Annotated in this window: 17 protein-coding genes; 7 read left to right on the top strand and 10 right to left on the bottom strand. The window is 64.0% G+C overall.

Annotation, left to right across the window (positions count from 1 at the left end; translation table 11 throughout):
• Window positions 1-14 precede the first annotated feature (14 nt).
• The 6 genes from SPHV1_RS13815 (at window position 15) to SPHV1_RS13790 (ending at window position 7487) form a co-directional block, all read left to right on the top strand.
• Entirely contained in the window at window positions 15-2345 is a 2331-nt protein-coding gene (locus SPHV1_RS13815; protein ID WP_054946603.1) for a DUF2460 domain-containing protein, read from the top strand.
• Window positions 2342-3166: a DUF2163 domain-containing protein gene (locus SPHV1_RS13810; protein WP_054946602.1), complete on the top strand. Its 825-nt coding sequence runs from the start codon at window positions 2342-2344 to the stop codon at window positions 3164-3166. Before SPHV1_RS13815 ends, SPHV1_RS13810 begins: the two co-directional genes overlap by 4 nt.
• On the top strand, window positions 3163-3570 hold the full coding sequence (locus SPHV1_RS13805; protein WP_054946601.1) for a hypothetical protein: 408 nt from the start codon (window positions 3163-3165) through the stop codon (window positions 3568-3570). Before SPHV1_RS13810 ends, SPHV1_RS13805 begins: the two co-directional genes overlap by 4 nt.
• A 9-nt stretch (window positions 3571-3579) precedes the next feature.
• Window positions 3580-5775: a phage tail protein gene (locus tag SPHV1_RS13800; RefSeq protein ID WP_054946600.1), complete on the top strand. Its 2196-nt coding sequence runs from the start codon at window positions 3580-3582 to the stop codon at window positions 5773-5775.
• A 23-nt stretch (window positions 5776-5798) separates the two neighbouring features.
• Window positions 5799-6257 carry a DUF2793 domain-containing protein gene (locus SPHV1_RS13795; RefSeq protein WP_054946689.1) on the top strand — a complete coding sequence of 153 codons (459 nt, stop codon included), beginning with the start codon at window positions 5799-5801 and terminating at the stop codon, window positions 6255-6257.
• A gap of 192 nt (window positions 6258-6449) precedes the next feature.
• Window positions 6450-7487, top strand: a complete 1038-nt coding sequence (locus SPHV1_RS13790; protein WP_054946599.1) for an OmpA family protein — start codon at window positions 6450-6452, stop codon at window positions 7485-7487.
• A gap of 182 nt (window positions 7488-7669) precedes the next feature.
• Here the strand turns inward: SPHV1_RS13790 and queC are convergent, their stop codons facing one another.
• From queC to SPHV1_RS26050, 6 genes are all read right to left on the bottom strand, one after another.
• A complete protein-coding gene (queC, locus tag SPHV1_RS13785) occupies window positions 7670-8365 on the bottom strand; it encodes a 7-cyano-7-deazaguanine synthase QueC (protein WP_054946598.1) in 696 nt (231 codons plus the stop codon).
• Between the two features lie 39 nt (window positions 8366-8404).
• On the bottom strand, window positions 8405-8806 hold the full coding sequence (locus tag SPHV1_RS13780; RefSeq protein ID WP_054946597.1) for a hypothetical protein: 402 nt from the start codon (window positions 8804-8806) through the stop codon (window positions 8405-8407).
• Between the two features lie 114 nt (window positions 8807-8920).
• A complete protein-coding gene (locus tag SPHV1_RS13775; RefSeq protein WP_082431012.1) occupies window positions 8921-9832 on the bottom strand; it encodes an Hsp33 family molecular chaperone HslO in 912 nt (303 codons plus the stop codon).
• Window positions 9829-10755: an ornithine carbamoyltransferase gene (gene argF / locus SPHV1_RS13770; RefSeq protein WP_054946596.1), complete on the bottom strand. Its 927-nt coding sequence runs from the start codon at window positions 10753-10755 to the stop codon at window positions 9829-9831. Before argF ends, SPHV1_RS13775 begins: the two co-directional genes overlap by 4 nt.
• Window positions 10755-11945, bottom strand: coding sequence for an aspartate aminotransferase family protein (locus tag SPHV1_RS13765; protein WP_054946595.1), 1191 nt, complete (start codon window positions 11943-11945; stop codon window positions 10755-10757). Before SPHV1_RS13765 ends, argF begins: the two co-directional genes overlap by 1 nt.
• A 141-nt stretch (window positions 11946-12086) precedes the next feature.
• Window positions 12087-12848: a cold-shock protein gene (locus SPHV1_RS26050; RefSeq protein ID WP_054946687.1), complete on the bottom strand. Its 762-nt coding sequence runs from the start codon at window positions 12846-12848 to the stop codon at window positions 12087-12089.
• A gap of 300 nt (window positions 12849-13148) precedes the next feature.
• Between SPHV1_RS26050 and SPHV1_RS13755 the strand changes: the two genes are divergently transcribed.
• Window positions 13149-13577, top strand: a complete 429-nt coding sequence (locus tag SPHV1_RS13755; RefSeq protein WP_054946594.1) for a TIGR01244 family sulfur transferase — start codon at window positions 13149-13151, stop codon at window positions 13575-13577.
• A 22-nt stretch (window positions 13578-13599) separates the two neighbouring features.
• Here the strand turns inward: SPHV1_RS13755 and SPHV1_RS13750 are convergent, their stop codons facing one another.
• The 4 genes from SPHV1_RS13750 to SPHV1_RS13735 form a co-directional block, all read right to left on the bottom strand.
• A complete protein-coding gene (locus tag SPHV1_RS13750; RefSeq protein WP_054946593.1) occupies window positions 13600-13938 on the bottom strand; it encodes a P-II family nitrogen regulator in 339 nt (112 codons plus the stop codon).
• Window positions 13939-14160: 222 nt separating this feature from the next.
• The gene (locus SPHV1_RS13745; protein WP_054946592.1) at window positions 14161-15483 is read right to left on the bottom strand and encodes an ammonium transporter; all 1323 of its coding nucleotides are present in this window, start codon (window positions 15481-15483) and stop codon (window positions 14161-14163) included.
• A 29-nt stretch (window positions 15484-15512) separates the two neighbouring features.
• Window positions 15513-15851 carry a P-II family nitrogen regulator gene (locus SPHV1_RS13740; RefSeq protein ID WP_007012848.1) on the bottom strand — a complete coding sequence of 113 codons (339 nt, stop codon included), beginning with the start codon at window positions 15849-15851 and terminating at the stop codon, window positions 15513-15515.
• Window positions 15852-16002: 151 nt separating this feature from the next.
• The gene (locus SPHV1_RS13735) at window positions 16003-16707 is read right to left on the bottom strand and encodes an endonuclease/exonuclease/phosphatase family protein (RefSeq protein ID WP_054946591.1); all 705 of its coding nucleotides are present in this window, start codon (window positions 16705-16707) and stop codon (window positions 16003-16005) included.
• Between the last annotated feature and the right edge of the window lie 113 nt (window positions 16708-16820).

Raw genomic sequence — 16820 nt, 5'->3', positions numbered from 1 at the left:
TCCGGAGAACCCCGATGGCATTCTGGCTCGCTTCGCAGTGCGAAGGACAGGCGAGCGACTGGATCCAGCGCTTCGACGCGCGTTTCTGGACCGTCAACTTCCCCCGCCCGATGGTGGCCACCGTGATTTCGACCGCCCCCGACGCGCTGCGCGTGGACGCGTCGTTCCTGCGCAAGGCGGATCTCGGCGGCCTGATCTGGGCGAGCGAGGATACGCTCGATCACCCGCTGCTCGCCTATCGCACCGACCGCAACTATGCCCATACCTCGCTCCGCTTTCGTTGGCGGTCCGGCGGCGTGCTGCCGCTCGATGCCCTCTACGGCCCAACGCTGACCATCGAGGGCCGCGACAGGAGCGGCGCGGCGCGCACCTGGTATGTCCGCCTGTGGAACTATGCCGAGGGCAGCGGCGAGGACGCGCAGATCGCCTTGCCCTTTTCCGACCTTGAAAGCGGCTTTTCCCTGCCCGGCGAACGCATCTGGCCGGGCGACATCGACCGCATGTTCATCTCTTTCGCGCCGCCCGGTTATGACGGCAGCGCCGACCCTCTGCCAACCGAAGCCGAAGGCTGGATCGAAATGAGCGAAATCAGTGTCGACGGTTCGCGTGCGATGCTGGAGATCGGTGACGTCATGGTGCCGCCACATGGCCTTGCCGTGGCCACCGGGTTCGACGACCAGGGCGTCCAGACTCCCGCGCGCCTCCTGCGCAACGTGCGACAACTGGGCTATCGCGGGTCGGTGGTGCTTTACCTCGGGATGAGCCACTATTTCCGCCTCACCGCCGATGACGGCCGCTACCTTGCCGGCGGTAGCGCAGATCCTCTCAATACCCCGACCCGCGTCTGGCACCGTGCCTTCTTCACCGAATGCCTGCGGCTGGGCTTCAGCCCGATGGCCTCGCTATCCTACGAACTGCTCGACCAGCACTGCCCCGAGGACTGGAAACAGCGGGACCATCTCGGCAATCCGGCCCTGACCGGCTGGACGCCGCCATCGACCGTGATCTCGCCTGCCAACGCCGCGGCGATGGGCTGGCTCCAATCCGTCGCGGCCGCGTTCGCCCTGCTCATGGCCGAAGCCGGCGCTCCGGTGCGCTTCCAGGTGGGCGAGCCGTGGTGGTGGACTTTTGCCGACGGCCGCATCTGCCTCTACGACGAAGCCGCCGTCGCGGCCTTCGGCGGCGCACCGCCCGCGATCCCCGACATGCGTGCCGCGCTCGACGCGGCGCAGAAGGACCTGCTCGACGCGGCCGGTGTCCTGCTTGCGCAATCGACGGCGGACGTGGTCACTGCGGTGCGCAGCGCCGTTGCGCCCGAGCCGGTGGAAGCGCTTGCCCTCGTCTTCACGCCCACGCTGCTCGATCCGGAGATGCCGGAACTCAAGCGCGCGAATCTGCCCCTGGGCTGGGCGGCCCCGGCCTTCGACCGGCTGCAGGTGGAAGACTACGACTGGCTGACCGCCGGGGCCGATGCACCGCGCCGCCGCGCCTATGAAGAAATCAACGCCCGCCTCGGCTATCCGCCTGCGGAACAGGACTACCTCGCGGGTTTCGTCCTGAACCAAATGCAGGCCGACCAGTGGCGTCTGATCGATGCCGGTATCGACGAAGCCACGCGGCGCGCGCCGCACGAGATCGTCGTCTGGGCTCTTCCGCAGATCGCGCGCGACGGTTTTGTCCGCCTGCCCTCCAACGCCAGCCAAGGAAGCGCCATGCAAGCCTTCGACGACGTGCCCTATCCGCTGCGCCTCGGGCGCGATGCCAGTATCTCGCCAGAGTTCTCGACCGCCGTATCCGTCACCGCCTCGGGGTTCGAGCGCCGCAACAGCCTGTGGTCGGACGCCCGCCTGCGCTTCGATGTCGGGCCGGGCATCCGCTCGGAACAGGAACTGGGCCAGCTCATCGCCTTCTTTCGGGCCCGGCGCGGTCCGGCACGGGGCTTTCGCCTGCGCGATCCCAGCGATTTCAGCTCCAACGCCATGACCGGGACGCCTACCGCCCTCGACCAGTCCCTCGGCGTCGGCGACGGCACGCAAACCGCTTTCGCATTGGTCAAGCGTTACGGCGATGGGGAAGAAGCACAGGTCCGCAGGATCACGCGTCCCGAATTCCCGACCATCCTGGTCAGCATCGATGACGCGATTCAGGTCGGGAACTGGTCGCTGGACAGCGGTGGGACGATCCTGTTCGACGATCCCCCTGCACCAGGAGCCGCGGTTCGGGCAGGCTTTCACTTCGACGTGCCGGTCCGCTTCGCCGAGGATCGCCTGGAGATTTCGGGAGCCGCCTTCGCAGCCGGGGAAGCGCCCAGCGTTCCCGTTATCGAAATCAGGGAGGCCGCATGACCCGGACATGGTTTGCACAGGACCTCGAAACGGTCGCGACCTTCTGGCGGATCCTGCGCCGCGATGGCGTGACCTTCGGCTTCACCACTCATGATCGCAACTTGTGGGTCGACGGCGTGCAGCACCGCGCCTCGCCGGGAATGGTGCCCTCCTCGATCCGCAAGCGCGCCGACCTCGATCCTGACAGCGTGGAAGTCCAGGGCATTCTCAGCGACGATTCGATCACGGCAACCGACCTTGCAGCCGGGCGCTTCGACGGTTCGCGCGTATATATCGGCCTGATCGATTGGGAGACCCTCGAAAGGGTGGTGCTCTATTCCGGAACGCTGGGCGAAGTTTCCCAGGAGGGCGAGGACTTCTCCGCCTCGCTTGCTTCGCGCAAGGCGGAACTGCAGCGCGACCCGATCCCCCGCACCAGCCCGACATGCCGTGCCGCATTTTGCGGCCCGGGCTGCAATCTCAATCCGCAGAGGTTCAGCCGCGAAGTGAGGCTTGTCGCCGTGGACGCGCAGGCGAACGCAGCCACTTTCGAGGCGGATTTCGATGCCGCACTCCATGTCGGCGGAGCGCTACGCTGGGTCGACGGACCGCAGGCCGGGATCGCGATGTCGGTCATGTCGGCGGACCCGGCAGGCGGCCTCGTGCTCGACACGCCGCTGGATGAAACGATCCCACCCGGCAGCGCAGCGGTGCTGCGCGAAGGCTGCGACCGCACACTGGATACGTGCGCGGTCCGCTTCGGCAATGCCGTCAACTTCCGCGGCGAGCCGTTCCTGCCCGGCAATGACATGCTCACCCGCTATCCTTCCCCTGTGCAATGACCGGCGATGAACTGGCGCGAGCCGCGCTGGAACTGGTCGGCACGCGCTGGAAACTGCACGGACGCGATCCGCGCCACGGCCTGGATTGCGTGGGCGTGCTGGCTGTCGCTGCGGCATCCTGCGGCCAACGGGTTGCGCTCCCCAACGGCTACCCCCTGCGATCGCGCAGGGTCCCTGATCCGGAAGATATCGTCCGGCAGCTCTCGCTCGAACCTGCGAGCGGTCCGTGCCTGCCGGGCGACGTCCTGCTGCTGAGGCCCGGCCCCTGCCAGTATCATCTGGCCATCGCCGTCGGCCAGCGCTGCATCGTCCACGCCCATTGCGGCCTTCGCCAGGTCGTCTGCGGCGCCTTGCCCGAAGGCTGGCCCACACTTGGGCACTGGCGCCCCCACTCTTCCGATTGAGGACCTGATATGGCGACGCTTATCTTCAGCACTGTGGGCACTGCGATCGGCGGCCCGATCGGCGGGGCCATCGGCGGCCTCGTCGGCCAGGGCATCGACACTGCGATCTTCGGGTCCGGCCGTCGCGAAAGCCCGAGACTGCAGGAACTGCAGCTTACGACCTCGACGTACGGCCAGCCGCTCCCGCGCCATTTCGGCACCATGCGTGTGGCCGGTTCGATCATCTGGGCGACCGATCTCGTCGAACACAGCGAAACGCAGGGAGGCGGCAAAGGCGCCCCCGCCGTCACCACCTACAGTTACACCGCCAATCTGGCCGTGGCCCTCTCCAGCCGCCCGATCCTGGGCATCGGCCGCATCTGGGCGGACGGCAAGTTGCTTCGCGGCACCGAGGGCGACCTGAAAGTCGGCGGCACCATGCGACTGTATACCGGCGAAGGCGACCAGCCTGCCGATCCGCTGATCGCCGCGAACGAGGGCGCCGAACGTTGCCCGGCCTGGCGCGGTCTCGCTTACGTGGTGTTCGAAGGGCTCGACTTATCCGAATTCTACAATCGCCTCCCCGCGATGACCTTCGAGATCCTCGCCGACGAAAGTTTCGATCTGCAGGACGTGGTGGGCGAACTGGTCGACGGCATCGACGCACGGGTTCCGTTCGACGGCATCACCGGCTACACCGTGGACGGCCCTTTGGCGCAATGCATCGAAACGCTCGATCCCGTGATCCCGCTCAACGTTTCGGGAGACGGCGAGGGCTTTGCGATCAGCCATGAGCGCGACCGAGACAATCCGCGCCCGTTGCCCGCGCCGGCAGTCTCCATCGAGAACGGCGATTTCGGCGGATCTCTCGGCTTTACCCGCCATCGCCTGCCAGCATCGCAGCAACCGGTGCGAAGCCTGCGCTATTTCGATGCAGAGCGCGACTACCTACCCGGAATACAGCACGCCTCCGCCTCGCCCCCGCCGGGACAACCCCGCAGCATCGAACTTCCGGCAGCGCTCGATGCGCAAGCGGCCCGGGCCCTGATCGAGAAAGCCTCGCGCCGGATCGACTGGTCACGCGACCGCCTCGCCTGGCGCTCCTGCGAACTCGATCCCGCAATCGCGCCGGGATCGACCGTTTCGGTCCCCGGTGTGGCCGGGCCATGGCGTGTGATCGAATGGGAATGGCGAGCAAGCGGCGTCGAATTCGCGCTGGAACGCCTGCCCCCGGTCGGTGCAATCGATGCCCCTGACCTCCCGGCTGACAGCGGCCGTGCGAACCTGCCCGCCGACCTGCCCCTGGCCTCGACGCAACTCGTCGCTTTCGAACTCCCGCCGGGCACGACGAACAGCGATGCGGCCAGCCCGAATGTCTTTGCGGCCGTATCCGCCGCTTCGGCTAATTGGAGCGGGGCCGCACTCTATGCCGACAAGGGCGATGGTGAAATGCTGCCGCTCGGCCCCAGTGGACGGAGGCGCAGCATAATCGGAACTGCCGCGACGAAATTGGAACCGGGGCATCCCCTGTTGTTCGATCGGGAGCGGACGGTTGAAGTCGCCCTGGTAGATCCCGCGATGACCCTCAGCTCCGCCTCTCTCCGCCAGATGACGCTGGGGGCAAACCTTGCCCTGCTCGGGCAGGAGATCATCCAGTTCGCAAATGCCCAGGCTATCGGTGAGGGCCGCTGGATGCTGAGCGGGCTTCTGCGCGGTAGGGGCGGCAGCGAAGCGGCTGTATCGGGTCATGCGATCGGCGAGGCTTTCGTTCTGCTCGATTCCCGGCTGGTGCCGCTCGATGCCTCTGCGCTCGGCGCGGACCGCAATCGCCAGGTTCTCGCCATCGGTCGCGGGGACGGCGAGCCCGTCGCGTCTTCAGTACTGCTCGGCGGCATCACGCTGCGCCCGCTCGCTCCGGTGCATCCGCGCCACACCCTGAAGAGCGATGGCACCTTGCACCTCTCGTGGACCAGACGCGCAAGGGGCGCATGGCCGTGGCAGGACGGCATCGACGTCCCGCTTGTCGAGGAAGCCGAGCGTTATCTCGTCACACTCGGCCCTCTCGATGCCCCTGTCGCGACCTGGCAGGTGGGGACACCCGAACTCGCGATCGAGCCCGCCTTGCTCGCGGAACTGTCCACCGCCTTCGCCGGACAATTCCTGCAGGTGCGCCAGCAAGGCACGCAAGCCCTTTCCGCGCCGCTTCTGCTGCGCTCCCTCCCATGATCCGTGATGCAAAGGACCTCGTGATGAGCGATCCCGTTATATTCGAGAGCAACAGCCCACGCTTTTCCCTCCCCCTCCTGTATTCCGGACAGTCCGGAAAGGAAGTCTTCGTCAACGAGGCGTTCGCACGGATCGATGCGGCGCTGCACTGCAGTATTCTAGGGGAAAACACGGATCCGCCCGAAAATCCTGCCGATGGTGACAACTGGCTGATCAGCGCCGATGCGACAGGCGAATGGGCTGGATACGAAAACGCAATCGCATGCCGCCAAAGCGGTAACTGGATATTCCTCGCGCCGCACGAAGGCATGCGGATATTCGACCGTTCGAGCGGGCAGGAACTCCTATTTTTCGGTTTTTGGAGAAAAGGTTCCATTCTTGAGGAACCAGTTGGAGGTTCGACCGTTGATGTGGAGGCTCGGGCCTCGATCAATGAGATAATCGCGGTCCTGCAAGCCTTGGGTATCTCTCCCTCGGCATAACCGGAAACGATGAACAGGGGTTCAGCAGGTGAAGTTCAACGCTCAATACAGCGTCGCCGCACAGCGCCAAACCCCCGAAAACGCGACATTTCTGCAACAGTCGCCGTCATTGTGCGCTTGCACCCGGTTTGTTGAAGGGTTAGACACTCCACCCACTCGGTGGCTCCAAATCTCTATCAGTAGGGGAAACGTATGAGGAAACTCGTCATTGGACTGGCGCTGGCTTCGACAGCTATCGCCACGCCCGCGTTCGCGCGCGACGACAGCTGGTATCTCGAACTCGACTTCGGCGGCATGATCGTCGAAGACGCTGACCTCGATATCGCCGGCGTCAACAACGCTGCAACTCTCGACACGCACACCGGTTATGACGGCGGTGCAGCGATCGGTTACGACTTCGGTGGCTTCCGCCTCGAAACCGAAGCCAGCTACCGTCGTGCGGAAAATGACACGATCAACTCCGTCGATGATGGCACGTTCAGTGACCGTGGTCACAGCTCGATGCTTTCGTTCATGGTCAATGGCCTGCTCGACTTCGGTCCCGATGACGGCATCCAGGGCTTCGTCGGTGGCGGCGTCGGCGTCGGCCGCGTCGACTATCGCTTACAGGGCGTTGGCAGCGATTCCGACACCGGTTTCGCATGGCAGGCTCTGGCAGGCGTTCGCGCTCCGATCACCAAGCATTGGGACGCAGGCCTCAAGTATCGCTTCATGAACGTCGACAACGTCGATGTGGTTCTGGGCGGAAGCGATGTGAGCACCCGCTGGCGCTCGCACTCGCTGATGGCGACCCTGGGCTACAACTTCGGTGGCGAAGAAGCGGCTCCGCCGCCGCCCCCGCCGCCCCCGCCGCCGCCGCCGCCGCCGCCGCCGGTGGTCTGCAACAAGGGGCCGTACATCGTGTTCTTCGACTGGGATAAGTCGGACATCACGCCGGAAGCCGCGACCATTCTCGACAGCGCTGTCAGTGCCTATGGCAACTGCGACAACGTTCCGATCATGCTCGCCGGTTACACCGACCGTTCGGGTACGGTGAAGTACAACATGGGCCTGTCGGAGCGTCGTAACGCTTCGGTCCGTGACTACCTCACCAGCCACGGCATCCCCGACGGTGCGATCTCGAGCGAAGCGTTCGGTGAAGCCAACCCGCGCGTTCCCACCGCCGACGGTGTGCGCGAGCTGCAGAACCGCCGCGTCGAGATCACTTACGGTCCGGGCTCGGGCATGTAAGCGAACCGGCAACGGTGAAAAGATCGGGGGGACGGAGCAATCCGTCCCCCTTTTCTTTTGCTGTCGGCATGGCTTTGCTGTCGGCATGGCTCAGCGCTGCCGTCCCGGGTGAAAGCACAAATGCATCGGGCGTGACCTTGCGATCACGCCCGTGCGTTCATCAGCAATGATTGTGAGCGGCGCTAGGCAGCGTAATCGGTAGGATCCACCAGGCCCGCCTGCTCGAAGCCCGCCTTACGCAAGCGGCAGCTATCGCACAGGCCGCAAGCCCGACCGTCAGGCTGCGGATCGTAGCAGGACCAGCTCATCCCGGCATCGAGGCCAAGCCGATGCGCCTCGCCCGCAATTTCCGCCTTGCTCATGTACTGCAACGGCGCGTGGATGGTGAAAGCGTTGCCCTGCGCTCCCACCTTGGTCGCCAGGGTCGCGATATTTTCGAAGGCCGCGATGAACTCCGGCCGGCAATCGGGATATCCCGAATAATCGAGCGCATTCACGCCAATGAAGATGTCCTTGGCACCGACCGTCTCGGCCCAGGCCAGCGTCAGCGACAGGAAGACGAGATTGCGCGCGGGGACATAGGTCACCGGAATGTCCGGACCGACGCCGTCCTTGGGGACCTCGATATCGTCGGTCAGCGCCGATCCGCCGAACCGGCGCAGATCCAACGGCAGGACGACATGGCGCTCCGCCCCCAGACGATCCGCGATTGTGCGCGCAGCATCGATTTCGCGGCGATGCCGCTGGTTGTAGTCGATGGTCAGCGCGTTGACGGCGAAACCGGCCTCCTTGGCCAGACCGGCCGAGACCATGGAATCAAGCCCACCGGAAAGCAGGACAACGGCTTGCCGGGGCTGGTTGGTAGAATGATCCTGCATGGCGCCCGCGCTAGGCCCGCATTACGACGTTGACAACCTTCAGCTGCGGCAATTGCCGATGCGCCGCGCTTCGGCTGCGTAGACGAAGGGGCGGCCGTTCACGATGCCCTGCGTGTCGATCTGGACAAGGCTGTCGGTCTCACGCCGGATATGCGTACGACCGTAACCTTGCCCGCGACAGGTATATTGGACCGTCACCTCATTGGGCGTGTCCTCGACGACCACGGAACTGCAATTCAGCCCCGGATGGCGCAACTGGATGAGCTTGCGACCATTATCGAGGCAGATGTTGCTCTGCCCCGCACCGTCCCTCTGGCGTAGCTCCCAGTCGCCGCTGTCGAGATTATCGAGCATCGACAGCGAGTTTCGCTCCCCGTAGGCCGGCAGGGCCACGGCGAGCGAGGCACCGCCAAACAGCATTGCCAACGCAAATTTGCTCATCTTTCCAGTCGTTACCCTTGCGGCATGACTACAAGAGTCTTCGCCAATCTAGTCGCTCTTCGCCAATATCGGCAATTCGAACTGAAAAACAAGGACTCGGCCGCCAATCCGCTGTTAAACCGGGATTCGCAATACTTTCGAACAGAAAGCACAGTCGACCGGAATCGTGCCGTCGTCATCGCGCATCTCTGCCAGTTCTTTTTCCTCAAAGCGGGACAGAATCGACTGGTAATGTTCGACCGTACATCGGCAACCGCGTTGAAGATGGCCAAGCTGCTCGACGCGAACCTCGCTTTCCTCGTGGAACAGGCGCCAGACGAGTTGCTCGAGATTGAGGACGGGGTCGACCAGCTCCTCGGGCTTGGTGCTACCTGCCATGATCGAGACATGGGCCCAGTCGGGATGATCTTCCTGCGCATGGAGCCGTGCCTTGCCCTCTTCCCCTTCGGGAAGGTGCTGGACCAGCAGGCCACCGGCGACGCAGCGCGGATCGTTGGAGCGAACGGCGACGCGGATCAGCGTGGGCACCTGCTCGGACTGCGCGAAGTAGGATTCGCAGGCCTGCGCCAGCGATTCCCCTTCAAGCGGAACCACACCCTGGTAGCGCTCCTTGGTCGTGGCCAGATCGAAGGTGATCGCGAAGTAGCCCTTGCCGAAGAGCGCCTCAAGCGAAGCCTCCTCTTCGCCGAGCTTGGCCAGCAGATCGTCATCATGACGAACATAGCCGCGAATTTCCCCGTCGCGGTAGTCGCAAACGAGCAAGTCGACAGGGCCGCCTTCCGCCTGCGCCTGTACCGTCAGCTGCGACCCGTTCTCCTTGAGAAGCGAACCCATGAGCGCCGTCAGGACCAGGGCCTCGGCAAGCAGGTGCTTGACCTTCGTCGGATAGTCGTGTGCCGACAGGACCGTCTCGAGTGCAGGGCCAAGACGCACGACGCGCCCGCGTGCGTGCCGATCGGGAACCGTGAACGCGAGGACCCGGTCGAAACCGGTTTCCTCGCTCACGATCAGATAGTCCTCGCTCACAGCTTGCCCAGCGCCCACAGGAGAACGGATTTCTGCGCGTGGAGGCGGTTCTCCGCCTCGTCCCACACGGCAGACTGCGGTCCGTCGATCACTTCGTTGGTCACTTCTTCCTCGCGGTGTGCGGGCAGGCAGTGCAGGAACATCGCACCCGGATCGGCCTGCGCCATGAGCGCGGTGTTGACCTGATAAGGCTGCATGGCCGCGATGTGCTTTTCACCGCCCGGCTGGCCCATCGAGACCCACGTGTCCGTCACGACGACCTGCGCGCCCTTCACCGCATGGATCGGGTCCTGGGTGAGGATCACCTCGCCGCCCGCCGCTCGTGCCTGCTCGATGAACCCGGCATTCGGCTCATAACCCGAAGGGCCGCCGATGCGCACGGTAAACTTCATCTGCCCTGCCGCCTCGATCAGCGAATTGGCGACATTGTTGCCATCACCGAGCCAGGCCACCTGGAGGCCGGGAAGTGAGAAGCCACGTTCGACGACCGTAAGCAGGTCCGCGACGATCTGGCACGGGTGCGACAGATCGGTCAGGCCGTTGATAACAGGCACCTCGGCGTAGTGGGCCAGTTCCTCGATCTTGGCGTGATCGTCGGTGCGAATCATGATCGCATCGACCATGCGGCTGAGAACCCGCGCGGTGTCAGCCACGGTCTCACCACGGCCAAGCTGCGTGCTTCCCGCCTCCATGATCAGCGCGCTGCCGCCGAGCTGACGCATCGCCATGTCGAACGACACGCGGGTGCGGGTCGAATTCTTCTCGAAGATCATCGCCAGGACGTGACCGGCGAGCGGCGCGTCCGCATCGGGACGCGCCTTGGGCCATTCCTTGCGCGCCGCCTTGCGATCGATCGCATCGTTCAGCATCGCGGCGAGCGTGTCGCCGCCCGCATCCGACAGGCTGAGGAAATGCCGGGTCATCAGGATACCTCTTCGGGCTTGTAGCTGGCCGCCGCGGCGGAGAGCTTTTCCATGAATTCGTCGATGTGGCTGTCATCGATCACCAGCGGCGGCAGCACGCGCACCACATTGTCACCGGCCGAAACCGCGAGGACCTGATGATTGTCGCGCATGTGCGCTACGAAAGGACGCGGCTCGACCTTCATCTTCAAACCGATGAACAGGCCCCGACCGCGGACGAGTTCGAAAAGATCGGGGTAGTTGCCGATGAACTGTTCGAGGCGCGACTTCAGCCGCTCACCCGTCGCCCGCACGCCGGCAAGGAACTCTTCGTCGGCAATCACGTCAAGCACCGCGCCAATCGCTGCCATGGCGAAGGGGTTGCCGCCATAGGTCGACCCGTGGGTTCCTGCGACCATGCCGCGGGCAGCCTTTTCGGTGGCAAGGCACGCGCCAACCGGGAAGCCCCCGCCGATGCCCTTGGCCGTCGCCATGATGTCCGGCTCGATGCCATACTGTTCATAGGCATAGAGCGTACCTGACCGGCCTACGCCGCTCTGCACTTCGTCGAGCACAAGCATCAGGTCATGTTCGTCGCACAGCTGGCGCAGTCCCTGCAGGAAAGCCTCGTCGGCAATGCGGATACCGCCTTCGCCCTGGATCGGCTCGACCAGGAAACCGGCCGTGTTGGGTCCGATCGCAGCCTTCGCGGCCTCCAGATCGTTGAACTCAAGGTACTTGAAGCCGGGGAGCAGGGGCAGGAAGCCCTTGTGCATCTTCTCCTGGCTCGACGCGCTGATGGTCGCCATCGTCCGCCCGTGGAAGGCGTTGTTGAAGGTGATGAGTTCGTACTTCTCATCGTTGCCGACCGACTGGTGATAGGCACGCGCGGTCTTGATCGCACATTCCACCGCCTCGGCGCCGGAATTGGTGAAGAACACGGTATCGGCAAAGGTGAGATCGACCAGCCGCTGCGCGATGGCTTCGCCCTGCGGGCTGCCATAGAGGTTCGAGACATGCATCAGCGTCTCGGCTTGCTTCTGGATCGCTCCGATCAGGCCCTTGTGCGAATGACCTAGGGCATTGACCGCGATGCCGCTGGCGAAATCGAGGAATCGGCGGCCGTCTTCGCTGATCAGATGGCAGTGTTCGCCGCGAACGGGCCGAACTCCGCACCGGGGGTATACGGGCATCAGCGGGGTGATCGACATGTCGGTAATCCTCGAAACGAATCAATGAGACGAAATTGGTGAATCGCAAACGACAAATGGCGGCCCTATCCGGACCGCCATTTGCGCGCTTTTATGCTGTTGCAATGCCCCGGTCAAACGACCGGGATCAAAGCAGGCTGATCAACCCTGAAGCGGCGACAGGTTGACCGCCGAGTACTTGCCTCGTCGATCGACCTCGATGTCGAACTCCACGCGATCGCCTTCGTTCAGGGCGCTGAGGCCCGAACGCTCGACTGCGCTGATGTGAACGAAGGCATCAGGCTGCCCATCGTCACGGGTGATGAAGCCAAAGCCCTTCATCGAGTTGAAGAACTTCACCGTGCCGGTGGCTTTCTCGCCGGTCAGCTGACGCTGCGGTGCAACCTCGCGCTTCTGCACGGGGATGACATCGCCGACGACCACGAGGTCGCTGGCCGAAACCTTGCCGCCGCGATCGACGAGCTGGAATTCCAGCTGCTGCCCTTCGGCCAGGCCTTCCAGACCCGCACGTTCGACCGCGCTGATGTGCACGAACACATCGTCGCCGCCTTCATCGCGCTGAATGAAGCCGAAACCCTTTGCCGAATTGAAAAACTTTACGACGCCGCGGCCCTGTCCAACGACCTGAGCCGGCATGCCGCCGCCACGAGGAGCGCCGCCGCCGCCGCCGAAGCCGCGACCACCACCGCCGCCGCCGAAGCCGCCACGCGGGCCACCGCCGCCACGGTCGTCGCCGCCACCGCCGAAGCGATCACCGCCGCCACCGCCGAAACGGTCGCCACCACCGAAGCGATCACCGCCTCCAAATCGATCCTGTCCGGCGAAGAACGGATCGAAATCGTCCTCTCCAAACCGATCCCGCTTGTCGCGTCCCCTTCCGCGACGACCTCTGTCAAAACCCATCTTTACGAACGTACCTTCGATGCGCCCCACAAGCATTCACTCGGACGCGTGGACGATCCGCGCCGAACGTCAGAAAACTTACCGGACATGCGCCCGCACCTCTTCTGCGGTCACGGTTCATACACTAGTCTCAAGCCCATGGCGAACAGAATTACGTGCCTTTTTCGTTGAACCGCGCGGGATTGGACCATCCAGTTCGTCGATTTGGCTTGCCAGTTGCTTCAAGAGCGCCTCTTGATCGCGCCGCCCTGAAGGTGCCATGCGTCTTCGCCAAGGCTGCCATTTCGGAGAAATACGATCATGTTCCGCCAGATTACCGACACCGTTTTCGCCAGTCCGCAGATCGGCCTCGACGCCATTGCGGCCGCGAAAGACATGGGAATCGTGCGGATTATCAACAATCGTCCCGAAGGCGAAAGCGATGATCAGACTCCGGGCGCGGAAATCGAAGCAGCCGCGAAAGCCGCCGGAATGGACTATGTCGCGATCCCGGTAACCCATGCCGGTTTCAGCGAAGCGCAGGTCGACGCGATGTTCGAGGCGCTGGAAAGTGCAGACGGTCCGGTGCTGGCCTACTGCCGTTCGGGAACCCGTTCGACCCTCCTGTGGGCCCTCGCGCGGGCGAAGGCAGGCGACAATCCGACCGTGATTGCCTCCAAGGCGTCGGCCGCTGGGTACGACGTCTCCCCGATTCGCCAGCTGATCGAAATGCTCGCCGCACGGAGCTGACCGGACCGATCAGGACCGGGGGTCAGAGCGCCGGTTCTCCCTGTTCTCCGGTCCGGATTCGCCGGACGTCGGCGAGCTCGTAAACGAAAATCTTGCCGTCGCCGATTTCGTCATTGTTCGCCGTGCGGCGAATGACTTCGACGATCCTGTCGGCAAGCCCATCCGGAACGGCAATCTCGAGCCTGATCTTGGGCAGCATGGACGATGCGTACTCCGCGCCGCGGTAGACTTCCGTCTGCCCCCTCTGACGACCGAAGCCGCTGACTTCGGAGACCGTCATGCCGGAGATCCCAGCCGACCCGAGGGCATCCTTCACTTCCGTGAACTTGAAGGGTTTGATGATAGCCGTGATGTATTTCATCGCGCACCCCGCCCGTTAGCGCGTTCATCCCGGCCATTACCGGAACCGGTTGGCAGCATCACACATGCCGGCCGGAAAACACAGTGAAATGGCGCAGACAGAAAAATAGGCCGGAGCGGCTGGCTCCGGCCCTTACAGTCTGTGTTCGCAGGAGGAACACCGGTTGGCGACGACGGATGGGAGGAGAGGATGAAGTACCCGCCGCCGCCAAACTCTAGGAACTTAGTTGTAGGCGCGCTCGCCATGCTCACCGATGTCGAGGCCTTCCTGCTCGACTTCGGGAGTGACGCGCAGGCCGGTGATCAGCTTGGCGATGAAGATCGCGATGAAGGTACCGACTGCAGCCCATGCAATCGAGAGAAGGACCGCCTGGATCTGGATCCACACCTGGGCGCCCATCGCGGTCGAACCGTCGCCCGGCCCACCGAGACCCGGCTGATAGACGAAGCCGGTGCCGATGGCGCCGACGATGCCGCCGATGCCGTGAACGCCGAAAGCATCCAGCGAGTCATCGTATCCGAGCGCCGGCTTCACCTTCGAGACCATGATGAAGCAGATGAGCGAAGCGATGGCGCCGAGGACGATCGCGCCGAACGGGCCCGAGTTGCCAGCTGCCGGGGTAACGGCGACGAGGCCGGCGACGATACCCGAGCAGAAGCCCAGTGCCGAACCCTTGTGACCCGAGAACCGCTCCGCAAGCATCCAGAACAGGCCGGCCGAAGCGGTGGCGACGAAAGTGTTGATCATGGCGAGACCGGCGGTGCCGTCAGCCTCGAGTTCGGAACCGGCGTTGAAGCCGAACCAACCCACCCACAGCAGGCCGGTGCCGACCATGGTCAGCGTCAGCGAGTGCGGCGGCATCGGCTCGCTCGGGTAGCCCTTGCGCTTGCCGAGGATCAGCGCGGCAACGAGAGCCGAAACACCGGCGTTGATGTGAACGACCGTACCGCCGGCGAAGTCGAGAGCGCCCATCTCGAAGAGAAGGCCGCCGCTCGCCCACACCATGTGCGCGATCGGGAAATAGACGATGGTGAGCCACACGGCGGTGAAAGCCATGACTGCCGAAAACTTCATGCGCTCAACCGTCGCGCCCAGGACGAGGGCAGCGGTGATCGCGGCGAAGGTCATCTGGAAGCAGATGAAGACGTATTCGCTGATGACTTCGTCAGAGAACGTGGCGGCCGTGCTGTCCGGCGTGGTGTTCGCCAGGAACGCGTTGCCCCAGGCGAAGAAGGCATTGCCTTCGGGACCGAATGCGGTCGAGTAACCGTAGATCACCCAGATGATCATGGCGAGCGCAGCGGCAGCGCCGATCTGGGTCATGGTCGAAAGCATGTTCTTGGAGCGGGTCAGACCGCCGTAGAACAAGGCAAGGCCGGGCAGGATCATAAGCAGGACCAGAACGGTCGAGGTCATCATCCAGGCATTGTTACCGGGGTTGGGGACCGGAGCGGCCGCTGCGGCGGCTTCCTGGGCCCAGGCGGGCATGGCGGCGAACATGGACGCACCGAGTACGCCTGCGCCGCAAATCATCTTGCGGATCATCGTGGATTCCCTCCTGTCGGAAGCGCCTGTCAAAGCGCGGTGTCGCCGGATTCGCCGGTGCGGATGCGCACTGCCGCAGCAAGGTCGAGGACAAAGATCTTGCCGTCGCCGATTGCTTCGGTGCTCGCCACCTGCTGGATCGTTTCCACGATCTTGGCAGCCAGATCGTCGGTCGCGGCGACCTCGATCTTCACCTTCGGCAGCATGTTGGTCGAATACTCGGCCCCACGATAGATTTCCGTCTGACCCTTCTGGCGCCCGAATCCCTTCACCTCGGACACGGTCATGCCTGCAACACCGATCGCACCCAGCGCTTCCCGAACTTCGTCGAGCTTGAAGGGCTTGATGATGGCTATGATGAACTTCATGCCTATCCCCTGTCTGCCGCCGGCCCAGCGCCGGCTGCAGACATGCTAAGCAAGCTGCGTGCCAATTTACGAAATGGCAAGATTCAAGGCGGATTCGAGCCCGGCAGCCTCACCCACAGCACAGGTCGGCGCCCGATTCCTGAGCAGTTGCCTATTTTTTAGGCAGCCCTAGCGAGGCATGGACGGGCAAATGGTCCGACCCGACCGCCGAAAGGGGACTATGGTGGACTTTAGTGTCGAGCACTTCCCATTGAGGCGACACGATAATGCGATCCAGCCGGGCGATCGGTCGCCGCGCCGGGAAACTCTGCCCAGGCGCCAACACCCGCCAGCTTGCATCGAATTCGCGGAAGCAGCCGCCGTGGACCGCCCATTCGTTAAGGTCCCCCATCAGGACCGTCGGGCAATCGTGATCGCAATCGGCGACGTGGGCGAGGACGCTGCGCACCTGGTGGCGCCTGCGCAGGCCCGACAGGTCGAGATGCATGCCCACGACGCGAAAACGCTGCCCCTCAACCATGAGGTCGGCCCGCACCGCACCCCTCGGTTCGAGCACCGGCAAGGGCACGGGCGCCGCTTCGACGAGATCGATGCCCTTGCGCACGAGGATCGCGTTGCCGTGCCAGCCCAGGCTGTCCGGCTTCATCGACATCGGGACCGGGTGGTAGTCGGTCGCATCGTGGATCGCATCGAGAGGCAGCGCCGCCATCCTTCGGCCGAAACGGCGGTCCACTTCCTGAAGGGCGACGATATCGGCATCGACCTCGCGCAGGATGCGCAAAATCCGCTCATGATCGCGCCGACGGTCGAGGCCGACCGCCTTGTGGATGTTATAACTCGCAAACCTGATCTTCACGCCCGAAACCGCTCCTGCAGGCCCCGACCGGGCCTCCTTTCAGGCAGAGTATCACCGACGATCCGGAGGCTGCCAAGGTCTGTGCAGGATCAATCCGCGAAGCCGGTGGCGGG

It is taken from the genome of Novosphingobium sp. KN65.2 (genome assembly GCF_001368935.1).
In the GTDB taxonomy this organism is placed as follows: Bacteria; Pseudomonadota; Alphaproteobacteria; order Sphingomonadales; family Sphingomonadaceae; genus Novosphingobium; species Novosphingobium mathurense.
This window is presented reverse-complemented; position numbering and strand designations above follow the sequence as displayed.

What these genes read in the sequence shown, in the direction of transcription:
- SPHV1_RS13815 (WP_054946603.1), top strand. Translation starts at nt 15, where the DNA reads ATGGCATTCTGGCTCGCTTCGCAGTGCGAAGGACAGGCGAGCGACTGG.
- SPHV1_RS13810 (WP_054946602.1), top strand. Translation starts at nt 2,342, where the DNA reads ATGACCCGGACATGGTTTGCACAGGACCTCGAAACGGTCGCGACCTTC.
- SPHV1_RS13805 (WP_054946601.1), top strand. Translation starts at nt 3,163, where the DNA reads ATGACCGGCGATGAACTGGCGCGAGCCGCGCTGGAACTGGTCGGCACG.
- SPHV1_RS13800 (WP_054946600.1), top strand. Translation starts at nt 3,580, where the DNA reads ATGGCGACGCTTATCTTCAGCACTGTGGGCACTGCGATCGGCGGCCCG.
- SPHV1_RS13795 (WP_054946689.1), top strand. Translation starts at nt 5,799, where the DNA reads ATGAGCGATCCCGTTATATTCGAGAGCAACAGCCCACGCTTTTCCCTC.
- SPHV1_RS13790 (WP_054946599.1), top strand. Translation starts at nt 6,450, where the DNA reads ATGAGGAAACTCGTCATTGGACTGGCGCTGGCTTCGACAGCTATCGCC.
- queC (WP_054946598.1), bottom strand. Translation starts at nt 8,365, where the DNA reads ATGCAGGATCATTCTACCAACCAGCCCCGGCAAGCCGTTGTCCTGCTT.
- SPHV1_RS13780 (WP_054946597.1), bottom strand. Translation starts at nt 8,806, where the DNA reads ATGAGCAAATTTGCGTTGGCAATGCTGTTTGGCGGTGCCTCGCTCGCC.
- argF (WP_054946596.1), bottom strand. Translation starts at nt 10,755, where the DNA reads ATGACCCGGCATTTCCTCAGCCTGTCGGATGCGGGCGGCGACACGCTC.
- SPHV1_RS13765 (WP_054946595.1), bottom strand. Translation starts at nt 11,945, where the DNA reads ATGTCGATCACCCCGCTGATGCCCGTATACCCCCGGTGCGGAGTTCGG.
- SPHV1_RS26050 (WP_054946687.1), bottom strand. Translation starts at nt 12,848, where the DNA reads ATGGGTTTTGACAGAGGTCGTCGCGGAAGGGGACGCGACAAGCGGGAT.
- SPHV1_RS13755 (WP_054946594.1), top strand. Translation starts at nt 13,149, where the DNA reads ATGTTCCGCCAGATTACCGACACCGTTTTCGCCAGTCCGCAGATCGGC.
- SPHV1_RS13750 (WP_054946593.1), bottom strand. Translation starts at nt 13,938, where the DNA reads ATGAAATACATCACGGCTATCATCAAACCCTTCAAGTTCACGGAAGTG.
- SPHV1_RS13745 (WP_054946592.1), bottom strand. Translation starts at nt 15,483, where the DNA reads ATGATCCGCAAGATGATTTGCGGCGCAGGCGTACTCGGTGCGTCCATG.
- SPHV1_RS13740 (WP_007012848.1), bottom strand. Translation starts at nt 15,851, where the DNA reads ATGAAGTTCATCATAGCCATCATCAAGCCCTTCAAGCTCGACGAAGTT.